This window comes from Kordiimonas sp. SCSIO 12610 (assembly GCF_024398015.1).
GTDB lineage: Bacteria > Pseudomonadota > Alphaproteobacteria > Sphingomonadales > Kordiimonadaceae > CANLMI01.
In genome coordinates, this window is record NZ_CP073747.1 from 406,548 (window position 1) to 423,018 (window position 16,471).

Consider the following 16,471-nt stretch of genomic DNA (forward strand, 5'->3'; position numbering starts at 1 on the left):
CACATATACAGGATTTATCTACCAAGGTGCTTACGGGATGACATCGACTTAAAGAAAGCACTCTGTATAATTCATCATTTATGGTGTAGTTTGAGGCTGGTTAGCATTAAACTGAAAACATCCATTCATTGGATCGTATGAATGTAAACCTAATGGGCTTCACAAAATCAGAATGTCTGTATCGACAGTGTTTAAAAGTGATGAATAAAAAAGTGCAAAAAAGCATATCGAACATATTATTAATTGTCATTTTCGCTTCTTTGACTGCTTGCGCCAGCATTCCTCCCAGTCTTAAGCCTGTAGCTTCTTCAGGGCCATCAAGTGAGCATATTTCAATGATCACGGTTTCAACTCGTCAACCCGTCGATGACGAAGCGGTCGTCTATTCAGGAGAGCGAGGGAAGGAGTATCAATTGAACCGTGTCGATGTTTTAGTGCCGCCATCGCATCAACGAGGTCACCTAGAGCTCCCTGGAAAAACGCCAAATGCAGAAAAATCTTTTGTTGTCTCTAAACTGTCCACCATTGATGAAGAAGCTTCATTTGAACTGTTAACCCGTACAGTACCGGAAGGGCGTGTTTTGGTATTTGTACATGGATATAACGTAAAATATTCAGAAGCGGTATACAGACTGGCGCAGATTTCGAAAGACCTCAATATTCATGCATTCCCTATATTATTCACATGGCCATCTCGGGGGACGGTGCTATCCTATCTTTATGATAAAGAAAGCGCTACGTTTTCCCGAGACTCTCTTGAGAGGCTGTTTGCAAGGCTAACAAACACACCTGAAGTAAAGGAAATCGTTGTTTTAGGGCATTCGATGGGGGCGTGGTTGACAATGGAAGCACTACGACAATCTGCCATAAGAAACAAAGGCATATCATCCAAGTTTATAGACGTAATCCTCGCGTCTCCTGATATTGACCAAGATGTTTTCGTTCAGCAATTTAATGCGTTAGGAACGGAGAAACCACATTTTACTTTTTTAACTACAGAAGATGATAATGCGCTCCGGATTTCTGCAATATTGTCCGGGGGAATAACCCGAGTAGGTCGGTTAAATCCAAGGTCTTCGGAAGTGCAGACTTGGTTGAAAGGCCACACAAATGTTACTGTAGTAGACCTCTCAGAGCTGGAACGCGGTGGTACACACCATCATTCTAAATATGCTGAAAACAAGGAATCTTTAGACTTTGTGGCATCCAGCTTGCGCTCCGAGAACCGATCAAACGGAGTTTCACGTACATTATCTCGACCAAGCCAGGCAGTTTTAGTAACACTGTCACGTATTCTGGATGTAACAGGTATGAAGAACTAACCGCTTGACTTAAAGATACTACCGCAACCTAACCTACGTGCACGCAATGTTGCTCTGTTTAACTAAGATATTCGGTTCTTTCATCTAAGCTGGCCGAAAGTATCAAAATATTGTCCGCTTCAGTCATAGCTGTCTCTATATTTTTTATCTATGTTCTTTTGCATGTATAGAAATTGAATAATTCACTATTTTGTTTGGTTATATTTCGAGATCTGATTATGTCTGCATTACAATTGACACCGACAACAATTATGAATGGCGCCTATCTTGTAAATCCTGCCGTGAGGCGGATTACTCCAGCGACCACGGCCTTTATTCACTGCCTGATATTGGTAGCTTTACTTGCGGTCGCTACATTTAATGTGAATGCACAAGAGGTATCGCCAAAAGCTCTGGATTTTGCAGCGGCTAAGAATCGGCTGTTAGATCGTTCAGATGCATTGGAAGCTGCAAATGCTGAAGTTCGATCTAAGGAGGCGCAAGAACGTTCAACGCGAACATTGCGTAGGCCTGATATTAGCGCAGATATTCAAGTTATTGAATATGAGAAAACGCTCGATCTGACGCTTACCACTCTAGGTCCGATAGCTGAGCAATTTGGGTTTCCAAATCCAATTGAATTTGAACAGCGTGATACTGTATTTCGCCCCATCATATCTGCAACCTTACCCATTTATGCAGGTGGAAAGATTAGAGCTACACAGTCAGGCGCAATTGCGCAAGTTGCTGGTGCGGAAGCAGAACGAGAAGAGATTCTTGATCAGCTTCTATTAAACTTGATCAGAAATTACTACGGGCAACAATTTGCTGCCAAAGCCATGACCGTTAGAAAAGATGTGTTAGATGGCTTGGAGCGGCACAAATCTGATGTAGAAAAGCTTGAGGTTGAAGGCATTGCAAGTAAAGCTCAAAAACTTCAGGCATATGTAGCGCGCGATGATGCTGCGCGTCGTTATCAAACCTCGGTTGCGAATTTAGCGAGTGCGAGAGCGGCGCTTGGTGGTATTCTTCGCTTACCGGAGGGGGTTAAACCATCTTCCCCATTGTTTGTGATATCGACTCCACTTCTCCCTCTTGAGCACTATAAATCAGCTGCTCAGTATAATCATCCTAGCCTGAAGCGTATCGATGCCCTGCGGAACCAGGCAGACGCCGCCGTAAAGATCGAAAATTCACGCAGAAAACCCGAAGTATTTGGCTTTGGTCAATATAACCTGAATGCACAAAACGCTCTTATATCAGACCCTGATTGGACAATAGGTGTGGGCTTTCGGTATAAATTTTTATCTGGGCAAAATCGAAACGAAAGTTTGCGATCGGCCAAAGAAACACGAAATCGGGCAGCTGCAACTCGCCGCGAAACCGAAGTCCAAGTCGATATTGGCGTTACGCGGGCGTGGTACCAAGCGAATGCGGCGCGTGAACGTTTTCTTTTACAAGACAATGCGATCATATCTGCCAAAGAGAGCCTGCGCCTCCAAACGCTAGCACACCGGGAACAACAAGCAACATCGCTTGATGTTATCGATGCGCAACTTGGATTGGAACGTGCACAAATTGAACAGGCACAGGCAGCTTATGAATTTATCGTTGCAATCGCAGAATTGGCAAGATTATCGGGTGATTTAAAGAATTTCGAATTGTTGCCCGCTAAAGCTGACAGGATCATCCAATGAATACTGAAAATGTAGCTATCGATGATAGCAAGGCTTCCACTGAAACAACAACTGTGGATACAAATGTGCCTGAAAAGAAGAAAACCCCTGGTTTCTTAAAAGTAGGCTCGTTTATTGCGGTAATAGCGTTTCTTGTTTACGGAGTCGTTCAAAGCTATCAACCAATTCCTGATCAATTACAGGGAACTGTCGACGCCCGAGAGGTTAGGGCAGCGAGTAAAGTTACTGGTCGTATTCAGGAATTTTTCATTGAAGAAGGCGAATTTGTTCAGAAAGGACAACTGCTTTTCGCGATGGACAGTCCTGAAGTCGAGGCTCGACGCAGGCAAGCTGAAGGGGTTCTGGCAAGTGCAAAGGCCACCGAGGCCAAAGCTATCACTGGTGCACGGTCTGAGGATATACGAGCTGCAGAAGCACAGTGGCTTCGAGCAAAGGCTGCCGCAGACCTGGCAGATATAACCTTCAAGCGAATATCCCGCCTTTTTGATGAGGGTGTGGTCGCTGGCCAGTCACGCGATGAGGCGGAAGCAAATGCTCTAGCATCTCGAGAGCAAGAGCGCGCAGCCAAAGCCATTTATGATCAAGCATTAGCAGGGGCTCGGCGTGAAGATATTGATGCAGCAAGTGGTCAGGTAGAACGAGCAAAAGGTGCCATCCAAGAAATTGAAGCGGCGGAAAACGAAACTCGGGTGTATGCTCCTATAAGCGGTGAAGCCGGAAAGCGTAACATTCAACTCGGAGAGATCGCAGGGCAAGGATACCCTGTTCTGGTAATAACAGAGACTGAAGACCCCTGGGTTACCCTCTATCTACGTGAAGATCAATATAACGACTTAGCGATAGAGAAGCGCTACACTGGTCAAATTCCAGCACTCAATTATGAGACCCAGGTATTTGAGGTTACATATATTGCACCTGCAGGCGACTTTGCTACGTGGCGCGCGACCCGCCAATCGAGTGGTTTTGACATACGAAGCTTCGAGGTGAGAATGAAGCCAGTCCGGCCAATCAAAGGTCTTAGGCCTGGTATGTCTGTTCTATTCGATTGGCCTCAGCAGTGATGGTCTTATGTCAGTATTTGTAAAATCATTCCTTCGTGAAGTGTCTTTTCTGAAGCATAGTCGCTGGGACCGAGTTGGTGTTTTGTGGTTGCCATTAGGTATGATGATCGTTGTGTGTGCTCAATTTGGGGCCGGCGCTCTTAGACATCTTCCGGTCACTGTCATTGACCAGGACATGAGTACAGTTTCGAGACAGCTTAGTGCAGCATTAGATGCGGCGCCTGCGATTACGGTCACTAGCATTCAAGCTGATTTTGAATTCGCCAAGAGGGAAGTGCTTTCTAAGCGCGCTTATGCAATGGTCCTGATCCCTGAAGAGGCTTCTGAGAGAATGACAAGAGGTGAAAGCGCAAATATTATACTTTATTATAACTCCAGTTTTTTTTCGATCGGCAATACGATTTCTCGTGAATTTGACCGGGTAATCCGCAACTTTAATGCAGAATTGGCATCCCGTCAGGCAGCTCTGCCGGGAGAAACTGCCGGTGTTCGCCCAGTGCCACTTCGTGTGACTGTTCGCACACTTTTTAACCCTTATACGAGTTATGAGCTTTACATCCTTTCCTTCGCGTTGCCAGGCCTTCTACATTTTATTTTTATGGTTTCGGTCACCAGTGCGCTTGGGCGAGAATTACGGGATGGAACAATCAAGGAATGGCTTGGAAGCAGTTCTGCCCCATTTTGGGCCATTGTTGGTAAAATAGCGCCGTATTTAGTGATTTTTATGCTTTGGGCGAGTGTGGCAACTTACTATTTATCTCACGTTCGGGGTTTTCCAATTCAAGGGAGCTATATCTATATCTTGAGCGCTTATGCGCTTATGTTTATGGCCTATGCTGGCATGGCGCTTTTTTTCGTCGGCATCAGCAAATCAATGGGACGAGCTCTTTCCTTCACAGCAATCTATGCAGGCATGTCGATTGCCTTTGCGGACACTGTATTTCCTATTGAATCTGCGTCAACCTTTGGCCAAGTTTGGGCGACAATTCTTCCTTTTACCTGGTTTTTGCGTGCTTTCTTCGAGCAGTGGGTCATGGGCAGCTCGCTTCTGGTAAGTCTACCCCTTCTTGCTATCTTGATTCTGTTTTTGACGCCGGGTCTTTTGTTTGGGATAAAGCCTTACATCAAATCGGCCGCTCAACCAGAAACTTGGGGGAAAGAATGATGCGGGACGGCTTTAATAGTGTCTTCAAGCGCCTATTATCAGATCAGACAGCTTTTATGCTGATCCTTGTTGCCCCCATTCTCTATTCTTTTCTGTATCCAAGCGGTTATGCAGGCGAATTGGTAAGCAGTATTCCAGTGGCGATCGTTGATCAGGACAATTCAGCTGTCAGTCGCTCAATTATTAGTAAAGTCGGAGCCACACAGCAGGCTAGAACTGTTGCTATTCTGCAATCTTCGGAAGAAGCTCTGGCACTAATATATAAACGAGAAATTTATGCATTTGTTCTGATCCCAAATGATTACTCAGAAAAACTGCAACGAGGTGAACAAGGTGAAATAACCCTCTATGGAAATGGAGCCTATTTACTGAGAGTAAGCACTGCACTAACTGCGATCAGTGAAGCATTAACATCATCGGCAAGAGATACAGTTCTTAAACAATCCGCTGTGTTGGGTGCACCGTCTGAGCGACCGATTGAAACAGACAAACGACCACTCTTCAACACTACCGAAGGATATGGCAGTTTCATCGTGCCGGGAGTTGTGTTCATGATTATGCATCAGACTTTCGTGATGGGCCTTGCTTTAATGGCTGCAACCTTACGTCGTGAGCGCGGCGGGGCGCTTACCCCTAAACCTTCAAGGCTCGCAGGAATTGCACTCGGATTTTTCCTGATAGCTTGCCTTGAACTTGCATATTTCATTGGATTTGTTTTCTGGCTTCAGGATTATCCTCGCGCTTCGGCAGAACCTGTAGCCCTCATATTTGTGGCTATGTTATTTGCGGGAGCAACTGTCGCACTTGCTTTGACCTTAGGTAGTTTCTTTAAAACCCGCGAACGACCGATGCAAATATGGGTGACGACGTCTGTCCCGATATTTTTCCTTTCGGGCCTCACGTGGCCTAAGGAAGTAACGCCCGATTGGATCATTTGGTTGGGAAAACTATTTCCAACAACACCTGGAATTCAAGCTATGATAAGCCTGAATCAATTGGGCGCGGGTCTGAGCGACATTACTTCCGAGATTATGAATCTTATGGCACTGATTCTGTTTTTTGGAGCCATTGCTTTCTACCGCTACAGTCGCACCCAGTTTTCTCTTGCATTACCAAGAGCGTCAATAAACCGGAACAAACGATAGGCCATATGTCATGGCCACATCAGAAAAGTGATAAATAAACAGAGCATGTCACATCACATTAGCTGTGTAAGCAGTAAAGACACCAGCTGGCCAAATACTAAAAAATGATCCCGTTATTCTAAACGATATAATGACAAGTCACTGGTTTTCCATATTATTAGCGACAGCTTTTGCCACAGCGTAAATAGCTTATCGGAGTTTATTCACGGCTTCTGCGGGCATATAAGAAATTTCTGACCTGTTGTCTTTGCGTTATATTGCTGGACTACCTCAGCCTCTAGTGCTTGGCTAAGCGAAATCTCATCAGTATAATGACTTGCGAAAGTTGTTGTCAGTTCGTTAGCTACTCGTGTTCTCATTCGCATTGCGACCTCGTTACCAGCCTTCGCGAGAAAGTTTGGCAATAGCCATCCGCCAATGCCCCACGCCATGCCATATCCGCGAGATAATACTGTTGGGGAAACATCCAAACCGCCATACAAATAGACCTGCTTATGTTTGATAGATCCATAGACACTATAAGCACCTGGTGTTCGAGCAGCCGCGCCTTCCATAGCAGTAAGAATGTTTGAGGCAAGTTGTCCACCGCCTGTCGCGTCAAAGCCGAGTGTCGCACCGGTTTCATGAACAGCGTCTGTTAAGTCAGCCATAAAACTATCGGAGCTACTATTGACAACATACTGCGCGCCCATATCTCTTAGTAAATCGACTTGTTCTTTCTTGCGAACAATGTTCACGAGGTTCACCCCATCAGCCTGACATATCCGCACGAGCATTTGGCCAAGGTTGGATGCGGCTGCGGTGTGCACAATAGCTGTATGGCCTTCCATACGCATGGTTTCAAGGAAGCTCAATGCTGTCAATGGGTTAACAAAGCAAGATGCTCCCTCCTTCGCGCTATGTCCTTCGAGGAGTGGAAGCGCCATGACAGCATCAATAGCGCGGTATTGACTATACATACCACCACCCATGACGGCGACTGTTTTACCTATTAAACTTTGTGCATATTCATCAGACCCTGCCGCTACAACAGTGCCAGCGCCCTCATTTCCAACTGGGAGCGCCTGACCGACCCTTGCCTTCATGGCTCGCATGCCCTGTTCTGGTACCGGAGCCGTTAATATCGTATTTTGGCCACTTCCTGTTGATTTGGCTTCAGCCATATTTGACCAGCCAAACATAACCCCATGATCTGATGGATTGATAGGCGCTGCTTCAACCCGAACAATTATCTGTCCTGCTTTGGGTTCTGGCATGGGTTTTTCGACGAGTTCCATCTTTAACTCGCCATCCGAAGAGACCGTTGAAACCATTTGGAGATAATTGCTGGGCGTAGACATTGGAAACCTCATCGTCATTTTTATGATCACAAATACTATGGCTGGGAATCTGCTACATAGGCAAGTTTTTTGTCTATGATCTTTACGCCTGTTCCATAATTAATGGTCGGCTCCAGGAATACACCGTTTAAAAGGCTCAATATTTGTGCCTGTGGGAAGCATGTTTCCATTAACGCTGACTAGCAACAAATTCATCGATAACAATTGTTGCAGAGGTCCAATCATCAGTAAGAATATATTCCATAGCCCGAAGCTGTGCTGTCTCTTGTGCGACGACATAGTTACAGAAATTTATGAGTTTTGGTTCGCAGAGAACAGGAAGTGACTGAAGCCGTTCGACATAGTCAGCTGTTGATTGATACATAAGCTTATAAAAGGATTGGGGTGCAACACTAAGGGCAATTTTGCTGCTTTGATTTTTAATAGATGCGATGGTCATATTGGGCCGAATATTATACGCCGCAACCACAGGTTCATATTTTTGGAAACTAAAGTTTTCAAGTGCTAGATACGCCTTCCAGAATGGCGTCTTTTGCGTATCCGATGTTTCTTTCGATAGTTCAGCCATAGCCATTCTCGCGAAGGCACGATTGTTAACTTCATATTCGAGCAAAGTTTCAAAGGTGTCTTCATTCTCTGCGGAAAGCCGGTAAACACCAAAGCTTATTACGAGAGCCAGGATAATGAAAACAGCATATACACGCTTTTTCATCTTCATATTTTTATCCTTAGTAGAATTTTTATATTGGGAAGTAAAAGAACCGATAATATAGATTGGAATATTCCGCTACGCTTAGGGGCTCAGAAATATATGAGGTCAATTTTTTCATTACGGGAGGTATATCAGAAAGGTCTTGGCTTTCAAGTCCTCTCTCTCTGCTATTAACGGGCTATAAGCCATTTCAATATCACCATTTTTCGATTATTTGTCAGTAAATCTGTTGCTATATGATGAAGAGACAGCATTGATAGGCATGTTATCACTTTCAGTCATGACTTTGCTGCCTTGGAGGGCCTTGTCCCTCTCTTTGGTGTGTGTCGAAAGGATGGAAATCTTTCTTTTTGTCTCACCAGTTGATCGAACTTCAGCTTGCTACTCAAAGCCTTAGGGCATGGTCATACTTTGCTTAACATACAAGCCTGTATGTCAGTATGATAGTGAATGAATGGTGCCGCTGGGGAGAATTGAACTCCCGGCCTCACCCTTACCAAGGGTGCGCTCTACCACTGAGCTACAGCGGCCAATAGGCCAGTTAAAGCGAAAAACGTATCTATCACTTCAAGGTATGCGCCTATTGCCATAGCATGACATAACATGCAAGGTAAAAGATCAACTGGTTCGTGCTGTGGATAAGATTACATACAGTGATGGCAGGAGTTGTCTTAATAATACCCCTTGCCAATATTCGTATGCAGCGGCTAAACAAGCTATTATCCAAATATGAGTATGTGACCTATGTCTGATTCTGATCAAGAAAATAACACTGATAATCCGTCCAGAAGTAATGACGACAATAAGTTAAAGTCGGATGCCAAGCAGGAGCGGTTGGCAGAAGCGCTTCGCGCGAACCTTCGCAGGCGCAAAGTTCAAAACCGCGAACGTAGCTAGAAGAGAATGCTGATTGCCCAATCGCAAAGGTTAATACGCTTGCCACACTCTCTTACTTATTTTACAAATTTTATCCCATAGTCCATATGTCTTTGTGACCATTACATTCAGGGAGTTTTTTATGTCGATAATGTCAGATAAATGGATCAGAAAAATGTCTAAAGAACACGGCATGATTGAGCCATTTGTTGATGGACAGGTTCGTGATGATTGTGTCTCCTATGGATTGTCATCCTATGGATATGATGCGCGGGTTTCGCCGGAGTTTAAAATTTTCACGAATGTTGATTCTGCAGTTGTCGACCCCAAGGATTTTTCGCCTAAAAGCTTCGTGGACCGCGATACGGATGTTTGTATTATTCCACCCAACAGCTTTGCCCTCGCCCGGACAGTTGAGTATTTCCGCATACCAGAGGATGTTTTGGTAATTTGTCTCGGCAAATCGACCTACGCGCGATGTGGTATTATCGTCAATGTTACGCCGCTCGAGCCGGGCTGGGAAGGGCATGTTACCCTTGAGTTCTCAAACACAACGCCGCTGCCTGCTAAAATTTATGCCAATGAAGGGGCATGCCAATTCCTTTTCCTTCAAGGAAATGAGCCTTGTGAGACGTCCTATAAGGACAAAGCAGGAAAATATCAGGGCCAAAAAGGCGTAACCTTGCCGCGTATGTAAAGCTCTGCTTTGAGTACAGGCTATCTAGTCCTCATTTGTGCGACCTTGTATTTTTACGGGGTGATAGCCCCGTAATTTGAGTTGGTTAAGAAGGCCCATTTCCCCAAACAAATGGGCTGAGCCAACAACCACCAGTGTTTTTTGATCACTTTCAATATGCTGAATAATCTGAGCAAGCCATAGAGTGTTGCGTCGATTGATCAAAAATTCATGTTGTGCCTTGGGGGTATTTGCTTCCCGTTGTTGATATGTGGTCCAAAACTGATCATCATCTCCCTTGATCCAGGCTTCCCTGATTTTTACTTCTGGGTGCAGGGTTTGTATTAATTCTGAGCGTGTTTCAGCGATAGTGCTTAGCCGGTGTATGATCAATTGCAATGCGACTTCGTCACCAATTTCAAACAAGGTCCGTAATGCAGCTACGTCATCAGTAATAGCTTTGGTATTGGTGGGATTGAATTTTTGCTTCAGATACGCCTCAACACCATAGTCTGTATCAACCACCAGCCTTTTAGAAACTTGAAGGTTTTTGATCGGAATATCAGGACTGGAAGAGGAAATAAGGAAATAGTACCATGGCCGCACGTTTTTGATGGCATCAATCTGGCTATTCCCATCCATGTCTGGCATAACGGAAAACCATAATTGCCGAGCCTGAGAATGCAGTTCTTTGGGTAACTGAGCCAGCAGGCTGTTTCCAGTATCCTCAGTATATCCGTTTTTCTTTATATATTTCAGGACACGCAATGCTTGATCTGGTGATGTAATCGGCACTCGTTCGAGAACAAGCTGGTCTGTGTTTTCGATCACTTCGTTTAAAAGCGGAGTTTGCCACTTACTACCTGGGGGGAGAGCATGAATGCTGCCCAAAATGTGTAAAATATTACCATTTCTTCCGGTAACTTTCCAAAGGCTTGGAGAAGGCGAGCGAATGACTTGCTCAGTACCGGGAAACAGGTCGTGATATCCAATTGGCTGATTGGTGGATGCGCATCCAAATACCATCGTAAGCAGCAATAGTCTGATAGCGAAAAATTTGAACATATTTGCACTGTCATTCATTGTGTTAATTTACTCACTTACAGCACCAGTATCCAATGATAAATTGTTAAAACACCTGCTCATAGGAATTATGCAGGGGTGAAAAATATTTTGAACAAATCCATGCCCAATAAATGCCGCTATTGGCAAACAGTTTCATTCATGCAATAGCAATCAGATATTCAGAATTCAGAAAGCAGTTTAATGGAAAAACTAATTATATCGGGTGGTCAAAAACTGGAAGGGGTTATTCCTATCAGCGGCGCCAAAAATGCAGCCCTTCCATTAATGTGCACACCACTTTTAACGGATGAGGCGGTTACTTTAACCAACCTTCCGCGCCTCGCAGATATATCGACCTTATCTGACCTTCTGAACCATATGGGTGTTAGCATCATGATTGCGGGTGGCAGTGGTGGAAGAGCCAAAGGGCGCTCGCTTACTTTTGACGCCTCAAATATCACGGATACGGTCGCACCATACGATATCGTTAGAAAAATGCGGGCGTCTATTTTGGTATTGGGGCCGCTCGTTGCACGGGCAGGCGAGGCTATTGTGTCCCTTCCTGGTGGCTGTGCAATCGGTAACAGACCGATAGACCTTCACTTGAAGTCGCTCGAGGCTTTGGGCGCTATTATCGACCTGGAACAGGGATATGTAAGAGCAAGCGCCCCAAAGGGCCTTAGGGGTGGTGTCATCGATTTTCCATTTCCATCGGTCGGTGCGACAGAAAACGCTTTGATGGCAGCCACCCTCGCGAAGGGAACTACGACCATTAACAACCCGGCACAAGAGCCAGAGATTGTTGATCTGGCCAATTGTTTGCGTGCGATGGGGGCTAATATTTCTGGCGATGGCACTGAAAAAATTATTATTGAAGGGGTAGACCGATTGCACGGTGCTACACACGCTGTCATGCCTGACCGTGTTGAGGCGGGCTCATATGCTGTGGCAGCCCTTATGACCAAAGGGAATATTTTGCTGGAAGGCGCGCGGGCAAGCGATATGCAGGCTGCTCTCGATGTTCTGACAGAAATTGGGGCTGTCGTTAGCGAGGAACCGAATGGGATCCGTGTTAAATCGAACGGTCACCTACATGGTTTTCATCTAACAACCGAACCTTTTCCCGGGTTTCCAACCGATATGCAGGCCCAGTTCATGGCCCTCGCTGCAATCGCAGAAGGAACCAGTTCCATTACCGAAGCAATTTTTGAAAACCGTTTCATGCATGTTCCTGAACTTTGCAGATTGGGCGCTGATATCTCGGTAAATGGTTCACAGGCTGTTATTGAAGGCGTGGATACGCTTAAGGCTGCGCAAGTTATGGCAACGGACCTACGGGCGAGTATGTGTCTGGTTCTGGCAGGGCTGGTTGCTGAGGGGGAGACCCATATCAACCGCCTTTATCATCTGGACCGCGGGTATGAGCGACTTGAAGAAAAACTAAGATTTGTTGGTGCAAAGGTTGATCGTGTGTCCGCTTAGCCCTATATGGTATAGCTCCGAATATGAGTGAATGACGATTTAATAGATTACCGGGCTATTGCCATGACCAGCGCACTGAAACTATATGCAACCGCAGAAGAAGATATCGCCGTTATTTCGGCGCTTTTTCAGGATGCGGCCTTAAAAGTTTCCGATATCGCCTGGCTTTCTGAAGAAAAGCGCTTTGTACTGCTGGCAAACCGTTTTGTCTGGGAAAAGAAACGTTGGTTTAAAAAGCCAAAGGGCGAACGTATTCGCGCAGCTGTGCATTTCAATACAGTTTTGAAAGCGCAGTTTCAGGGAATAGACCTGGCAGATAAAAATGCTGTTCTTAGCTTATTGGCGATCGAAGCCAAAAGCGATGAATGCATTCAGTTGACCTTCTCTGGCGGTGCAGCGATTCGCCTGACTGTTGAATGTATTGACGCAGCTGCTAGCGACCTTAGCGAGGCATGGGACGCACTTGCGCGCCCTGATCATGATCATATCTAGGGATTTATAAGTTTCTGGCCTTATAAATCCCGTTAAATATCACAAACAGTTTCATCTTTAAAAAAGCCGTTTCGTACCAAGGCATATTAGCGTACAAGCGGCATAAAAGCAGGCAACTATTTTAATAGCCTGGGAAATGCATATAGGATTTTGCTATGCAGTTGAGTGATAAATTGGTTCTGGCCCTACCGAAAGGGCGTATTCTTGGCGAAGTTATGCCTCTTGTGCGCGGTGCTGGCATTGAACCGGAAGCTGCTTTTGATGACCCGAAATCAAGGCAACTAGAATTTAAAACCAATATTGAAAACCTGACCATTATTCGTGTTCGCGCGTTTGACGCCGCCACATTTGTGGCTTTTGGCGCTGCCCATATCGGTGTTGTTGGAAACGATGTGCTACAGGAATTTGGATATAGCGATATCTATTCACCGATTGACCTTGGGATTGGCTATTGCCGGTTGTCGCTCGCGGTTCCGAATGAATTATCTGACGAGGACATGAATACATCATCGCATATCCGGGTTGCGACCAAATACCCTAACTTGACGCGGGAGTATTTTGCCCGTCGTGGTGTGCAGGCCGAATGCATAAAGTTGAATGGTGCTATGGAACTTGCGCCGAGCCTTGGCCTTTCTGAACGTATTGTTGATCTGGTTTCAACAGGTGGAACATTGAAAGCGAATGGTCTCAAGGAAGTTGAAGTGTTAACTGAGATTACATCGCGTCTTGTTGTCAGTCGACCCGCTTTTAAAACACGACCACGTGAGGTTACATATTGGATTGAGCGCTTCCGCGAGGCACTCGGTAATGTTGGGGGAACTAAGTAATGGCACAGTTTCTAAAATCCAAAGATCGTGATTTTGAACAAAAATTCAAAATGCTTTTAGGCGCCAAACGTGAAATGTCATCGGATGTACGTGAAAGCGTTGCCACAATCATTCAAGATGTTATCACTCGCGGTGATGAAGCGCTTTTCGATTTAACCAAAAAGTTTGATCGATTTGACGCTCGCACGAACGGCCTAAGGGTCACCGAGGCGGAGATTGATAGCGCGGTTGAGCAGGTTTCTAAAGAGACATATGAGGCGTTAGAACTTGCGGCCGAGCGAATTCGTGATTTTCACGCCAAGCAACTGCCAAACAATATTGATTATATCGATGCTACCGGAACCCGGCTTGGCCAAACGTGGAAACCAGTATCTTCTGTTGGTTTATATGTGCCAGGTGGTCTTGCAAGCTATCCTTCGTCCGTATTGATGAACGCTATTCCTGCGGTCGTTGCGGGCGTTGAGAGAATTGTAATGGTCGTTCCAACACCGGACGGGATTATCAATCCGCTTGTGATGGCTGCGGCAAAGTTGGCTGGTGTTCATGAAATTTACCGCATTGGCGGTGCTCAGGCTGTGGCCGCCCTCGCATATGGTACCGACACGATTGAACCAATTGACAAAATCGTTGGACCAGGTAATGCATTTGTTGCGGAAGCGAAACGACAGGTTTTTGGCAAAATTGGTATTGATACCATTGCTGGCCCCAGTGAAATTCTGGTGATAGCGGATAACCAAAACAATCCGCGTTGGATCGCGGCTGACCTTCTTAGTCAGGCGGAACATGATACGGTAGCGCAGTCGATCCTGATCACAGATGATGAGAAATATGCTCAAATGGTTGTGGGTGCTATTGAAGACCATTTGGCGAGCCTGGATCGCCGTGACATCGCGCTTGAAAGCTGGACAAACTTTGGCGCAGTTATAATTGTTGAAACGATGGATGAGGCGGTTGCCCTTTCAGACCGATTGGCACCTGAGCATTTGGAATTAGCGGTGGATGGTGCTGATGAGTTGATGCAGAAGGTTAAGCATGCTGGCGCCATTTTCCTTGGTCGGTATACGCCAGAAGCAATTGGCGATTATGTCGCCGGTCCTAATCACGTGTTACCAACGGCGCGCGCTGCACGATTTTCCTCTGGTCTCAGTGTTTATGACTTCATGAAACGCACAACTTTCGTAGGATGTACTGAAGAAAGTTTGAATGCCATCGGCCCTGCAGCTGTATGCCTCGCGAACGAGGAAGGCTTGGGTGCCCATGCACTTTCTGTTGCTATTCGATTGAATGGCGGGCAAGAATAATCCCATGACCCAAGACTATCGGCTCGTTCATGTATCGCTGGATGCCTCCACTGTTGTAAAGTGGAGTGCAGACGTTGAGCATGAGCGCCGTATTGCCATTTATGACTTGCTTGAAGAAAATAGTTTTGAACTTCTGAAATCACAGGATGCCGATTATAAAGGGCCCTACAAACTAATCCTCTCGAGTGTTGAAGGACGCCTTGTTTTCGATGTGAAAAGCAGTGCTGACGACATGCTGATGAGTTTCAGGCTTGCGATGTCGCCGTTTCGAAGAATTATTCGTGAATATTTTGCGATTTGTGACAGCTATTATGATGCGATCAAAAGCGCTAGCCCCTCGCAGATTGAAGCGATTGATATGGGCCGTAGGGGTATCCACAACGAGGGCAGTGAATTGCTGAAGGAACGCCTCGAAGACAAAATAAAAATTGATCATCAAACCGCCCGAAGGTTGTTTACGCTTGTTTGTGTTTTGCACCTCAAGGACGGCAGAGGGCCGATGTAACGATGGTTAAAAGTGATGACATAAAGCGCATTAAAAGCGTCCTTTTTGTGTGCAATCAAAATGCGGTCAGAAGCCCCATGGCGAAAGGGCTTGCCGATCGATATTCGAAAAGGCGAATCTTTTGCGAATCTGCGGGGTTAGTCGCTGGTCAGCTCGATGGATTTTCTGTTGCTGTGATGAAAGAAGAGAAAATCGACATTAGTGAACATCAGCCGAAGGTGTTAAGTTCAATACCTGTTGAAAAATTTGATGCTATCATTGCTTTAACGCCTGAAAGTCGAGACAAGGTTTCGAAACTGGCTGAACTGCACGATATTCATCTTGAATATTGGCAAACCCCCGACCCCGCGGAAGGCGAAGGTAACCGTGACCAGGTGTTAGATAGCTATCGCCTCGTTCGGGATCATTTAGAATGTCGCATCGCAGATTTTCTAAAAATCTAAAAATTAAATAGGCTTTGAAAAAGCTTTGTACGACTGCAAAAAAGCATCACCATTGCTTTCATTTGCAAAAAATCCTAACAAAACAGCCAAAAACCTTGCTTTTTTAAGATTCTCGCGGCATGTATTGGCGCAATTAAAGCTTGAGCCAAAATAAGGAGCCATAATGGCAAAAGAAGAAGTACTTGAAATGCGCGGCACAATCAGCGAATTGCTGCCAAACGCAATGTTCAGGGTTAAACTTGAAAATGGTCATGAAATTTTAGGCCACACAGCAGGAAAAATGCGTAAAAACCGTATCCGTGTTCTTGCTGGCGATGATGTTCTGGTTGAACTTACTCCTTACGACCTGACTAAAGGCCGTATCACATATCGCTTTAAATAAT

General features: G+C 45.5%; 17 protein-coding genes and 1 tRNA gene. 14 read left to right on the forward strand and 4 right to left on the reverse strand.

The features are described 5' to 3' along the window. Window positions 1-335: 335 nt before the first annotated feature. From KFF44_RS01930 to KFF44_RS01950, 5 genes are all read left to right on the forward strand, one after another. The gene (locus KFF44_RS01930; protein WP_255936620.1) at window positions 336-1,322 is read left to right on the forward strand and encodes an alpha/beta hydrolase; all 987 of its coding nucleotides are present in this window, start codon (window positions 336-338) and stop codon (window positions 1,320-1,322) included. 218 nt (window positions 1,323-1,540) lie between these two features. Then, window positions 1,541-2,998 (forward strand): TolC family protein, encoded by a 1,458-nt coding sequence (locus KFF44_RS01935; RefSeq protein ID WP_255936622.1) that lies wholly within the window; start codon window positions 1,541-1,543, stop codon window positions 2,996-2,998. Beyond that, the gene (locus KFF44_RS01940; RefSeq protein ID WP_255936624.1) at window positions 2,995-4,059 is read left to right on the forward strand and encodes an HlyD family secretion protein; all 1,065 of its coding nucleotides are present in this window, start codon (window positions 2,995-2,997) and stop codon (window positions 4,057-4,059) included. The genes KFF44_RS01935 and KFF44_RS01940 overlap by 4 nt, the downstream gene beginning before the upstream one ends. Window positions 4,060-4,066: 7 nt before the next feature. Continuing rightward, window positions 4,067-5,224: an ABC transporter permease gene (locus KFF44_RS01945; protein WP_255936626.1), complete on the forward strand. Its 1,158-nt coding sequence runs from the start codon at window positions 4,067-4,069 to the stop codon at window positions 5,222-5,224. Then, entirely contained in the window at window positions 5,221-6,369 is a 1,149-nt protein-coding gene (locus tag KFF44_RS01950; protein ID WP_255936628.1) for an ABC transporter permease, read from the forward strand. The genes KFF44_RS01945 and KFF44_RS01950 overlap by 4 nt, the downstream gene beginning before the upstream one ends. A gap of 203 nt (window positions 6,370-6,572) precedes the next feature. Here KFF44_RS01950 and KFF44_RS01955 read toward each other — a convergent pair whose 3' ends face one another. From KFF44_RS01955 to KFF44_RS01965, 3 genes are all read right to left on the reverse strand, one after another. Then, window positions 6,573-7,709 carry a zinc-binding dehydrogenase gene (locus tag KFF44_RS01955; RefSeq protein WP_255936629.1) on the reverse strand — a complete coding sequence of 379 codons (1,137 nt, stop codon included), beginning with the start codon at window positions 7,707-7,709 and terminating at the stop codon, window positions 6,573-6,575. Window positions 7,710-7,878: 169 nt separating this feature from the next. Next, window positions 7,879-8,427 (reverse strand): hypothetical protein, encoded by a 549-nt coding sequence (locus tag KFF44_RS01960; RefSeq protein WP_255936631.1) that lies wholly within the window; start codon window positions 8,425-8,427, stop codon window positions 7,879-7,881. A gap of 449 nt (window positions 8,428-8,876) precedes the next feature. Beyond that, a tRNA-Thr gene (locus tag KFF44_RS01965) sits at window positions 8,877-8,951 on the reverse strand. A 214-nt stretch (window positions 8,952-9,165) separates the two neighbouring features. On the opposite strand from KFF44_RS01965, the gene KFF44_RS01970 reads away from it, so the two are divergent. Together KFF44_RS01970 and dcd are read left to right on the forward strand one after the other, a co-directional pair. Next, window positions 9,166-9,318 (forward strand): hypothetical protein, encoded by a 153-nt coding sequence (locus tag KFF44_RS01970; RefSeq protein WP_255936633.1) that lies wholly within the window; start codon window positions 9,166-9,168, stop codon window positions 9,316-9,318. Window positions 9,319-9,439: 121 nt separating this feature from the next. Next, window positions 9,440-9,994, forward strand: a complete 555-nt coding sequence (dcd, locus tag KFF44_RS01975; protein ID WP_255936635.1) for a dCTP deaminase — start codon at window positions 9,440-9,442, stop codon at window positions 9,992-9,994. Window positions 9,995-10,018: 24 nt separating this feature from the next. On the opposite strand, the gene KFF44_RS01980 is transcribed toward dcd, so the two are convergent. Further along, entirely contained in the window at window positions 10,019-11,038 is a 1,020-nt protein-coding gene (locus tag KFF44_RS01980; RefSeq protein ID WP_255936638.1) for a TraB/GumN family protein, read from the reverse strand. A 201-nt stretch (window positions 11,039-11,239) separates the two neighbouring features. Between KFF44_RS01980 and murA the strand changes: the two genes are divergently transcribed. The 7 genes from murA (at window position 11,240) to infA (ending at window position 16,470) form a co-directional block, all read left to right on the forward strand. After that, the gene (gene murA, locus KFF44_RS01985; protein WP_255936641.1) at window positions 11,240-12,520 is read left to right on the forward strand and encodes a UDP-N-acetylglucosamine 1-carboxyvinyltransferase; all 1,281 of its coding nucleotides are present in this window, start codon (window positions 11,240-11,242) and stop codon (window positions 12,518-12,520) included. Between the two features lie 63 nt (window positions 12,521-12,583). Further along, entirely contained in the window at window positions 12,584-13,012 is a 429-nt protein-coding gene (locus KFF44_RS01990) for a DUF2948 family protein (RefSeq protein WP_255936644.1), read from the forward strand. A gap of 155 nt (window positions 13,013-13,167) precedes the next feature. Further along, complete coding sequence (gene hisG / locus KFF44_RS01995; RefSeq protein WP_255936647.1) at window positions 13,168-13,839, forward strand: ATP phosphoribosyltransferase; 672 nt, start codon at window positions 13,168-13,170, stop codon at window positions 13,837-13,839. After that, complete coding sequence (gene hisD / locus KFF44_RS02000) at window positions 13,839-15,140, forward strand: histidinol dehydrogenase (RefSeq protein WP_255936648.1); 1,302 nt, start codon at window positions 13,839-13,841, stop codon at window positions 15,138-15,140. The genes hisG and hisD overlap by 1 nt, the downstream gene beginning before the upstream one ends. 4 nt (window positions 15,141-15,144) lie before the next feature. After that, window positions 15,145-15,645, forward strand: coding sequence for a UPF0262 family protein (locus tag KFF44_RS02005; protein WP_255936650.1), 501 nt, complete (start codon window positions 15,145-15,147; stop codon window positions 15,643-15,645). A 2-nt stretch (window positions 15,646-15,647) separates the two neighbouring features. After that, on the forward strand, window positions 15,648-16,088 hold the full coding sequence (locus KFF44_RS02010) for a low molecular weight phosphatase family protein (RefSeq protein ID WP_255936653.1): 441 nt from the start codon (window positions 15,648-15,650) through the stop codon (window positions 16,086-16,088). Between the two features lie 163 nt (window positions 16,089-16,251). After that, window positions 16,252-16,470: a translation initiation factor IF-1 gene (gene infA, locus KFF44_RS02015; protein WP_255936654.1), complete on the forward strand. Its 219-nt coding sequence runs from the start codon at window positions 16,252-16,254 to the stop codon at window positions 16,468-16,470. Window position 16,471: the final 1 nt, after the last annotated feature.

Excerpts from the sequence above, each read along its gene's own strand:
- dcd (WP_255936635.1), top strand. The coding sequence starts at position 9,440 with ATGTCGATAATGTCAGATAAATGGATCAGAAAAATGTCTAAAGAACAC.
- KFF44_RS01970 (WP_255936633.1), top strand. The coding sequence starts at position 9,166 with ATGTCTGATTCTGATCAAGAAAATAACACTGATAATCCGTCCAGAAGT.
- KFF44_RS01980 (WP_255936638.1), bottom strand. The coding sequence starts at position 11,038 with ATGTTCAAATTTTTCGCTATCAGACTATTGCTGCTTACGATGGTATTT.
- infA (WP_255936654.1), top strand. The coding sequence starts at position 16,252 with ATGGCAAAAGAAGAAGTACTTGAAATGCGCGGCACAATCAGCGAATTG.
- KFF44_RS01990 (WP_255936644.1), top strand. The coding sequence starts at position 12,584 with ATGACCAGCGCACTGAAACTATATGCAACCGCAGAAGAAGATATCGCC.
- KFF44_RS02005 (WP_255936650.1), top strand. The coding sequence starts at position 15,145 with ATGACCCAAGACTATCGGCTCGTTCATGTATCGCTGGATGCCTCCACT.
- KFF44_RS02010 (WP_255936653.1), top strand. The coding sequence starts at position 15,648 with ATGGTTAAAAGTGATGACATAAAGCGCATTAAAAGCGTCCTTTTTGTG.
- KFF44_RS01930 (WP_255936620.1), top strand. The coding sequence starts at position 336 with ATGATCACGGTTTCAACTCGTCAACCCGTCGATGACGAAGCGGTCGTC.
- KFF44_RS01935 (WP_255936622.1), top strand. The coding sequence starts at position 1,541 with ATGTCTGCATTACAATTGACACCGACAACAATTATGAATGGCGCCTAT.
- KFF44_RS01940 (WP_255936624.1), top strand. The coding sequence starts at position 2,995 with ATGAATACTGAAAATGTAGCTATCGATGATAGCAAGGCTTCCACTGAA.
- hisG (WP_255936647.1), top strand. The coding sequence starts at position 13,168 with ATGCAGTTGAGTGATAAATTGGTTCTGGCCCTACCGAAAGGGCGTATT.
- KFF44_RS01950 (WP_255936628.1), top strand. The coding sequence starts at position 5,221 with ATGATGCGGGACGGCTTTAATAGTGTCTTCAAGCGCCTATTATCAGAT.
- KFF44_RS01960 (WP_255936631.1), bottom strand. The coding sequence starts at position 8,427 with ATGAAGATGAAAAAGCGTGTATATGCTGTTTTCATTATCCTGGCTCTC.
- KFF44_RS01955 (WP_255936629.1), bottom strand. The coding sequence starts at position 7,709 with ATGTCTACGCCCAGCAATTATCTCCAAATGGTTTCAACGGTCTCTTCG.
- murA (WP_255936641.1), top strand. The coding sequence starts at position 11,240 with ATGGAAAAACTAATTATATCGGGTGGTCAAAAACTGGAAGGGGTTATT.
- KFF44_RS01945 (WP_255936626.1), top strand. The coding sequence starts at position 4,067 with ATGTCAGTATTTGTAAAATCATTCCTTCGTGAAGTGTCTTTTCTGAAG.
- hisD (WP_255936648.1), top strand. The coding sequence starts at position 13,839 with ATGGCACAGTTTCTAAAATCCAAAGATCGTGATTTTGAACAAAAATTC.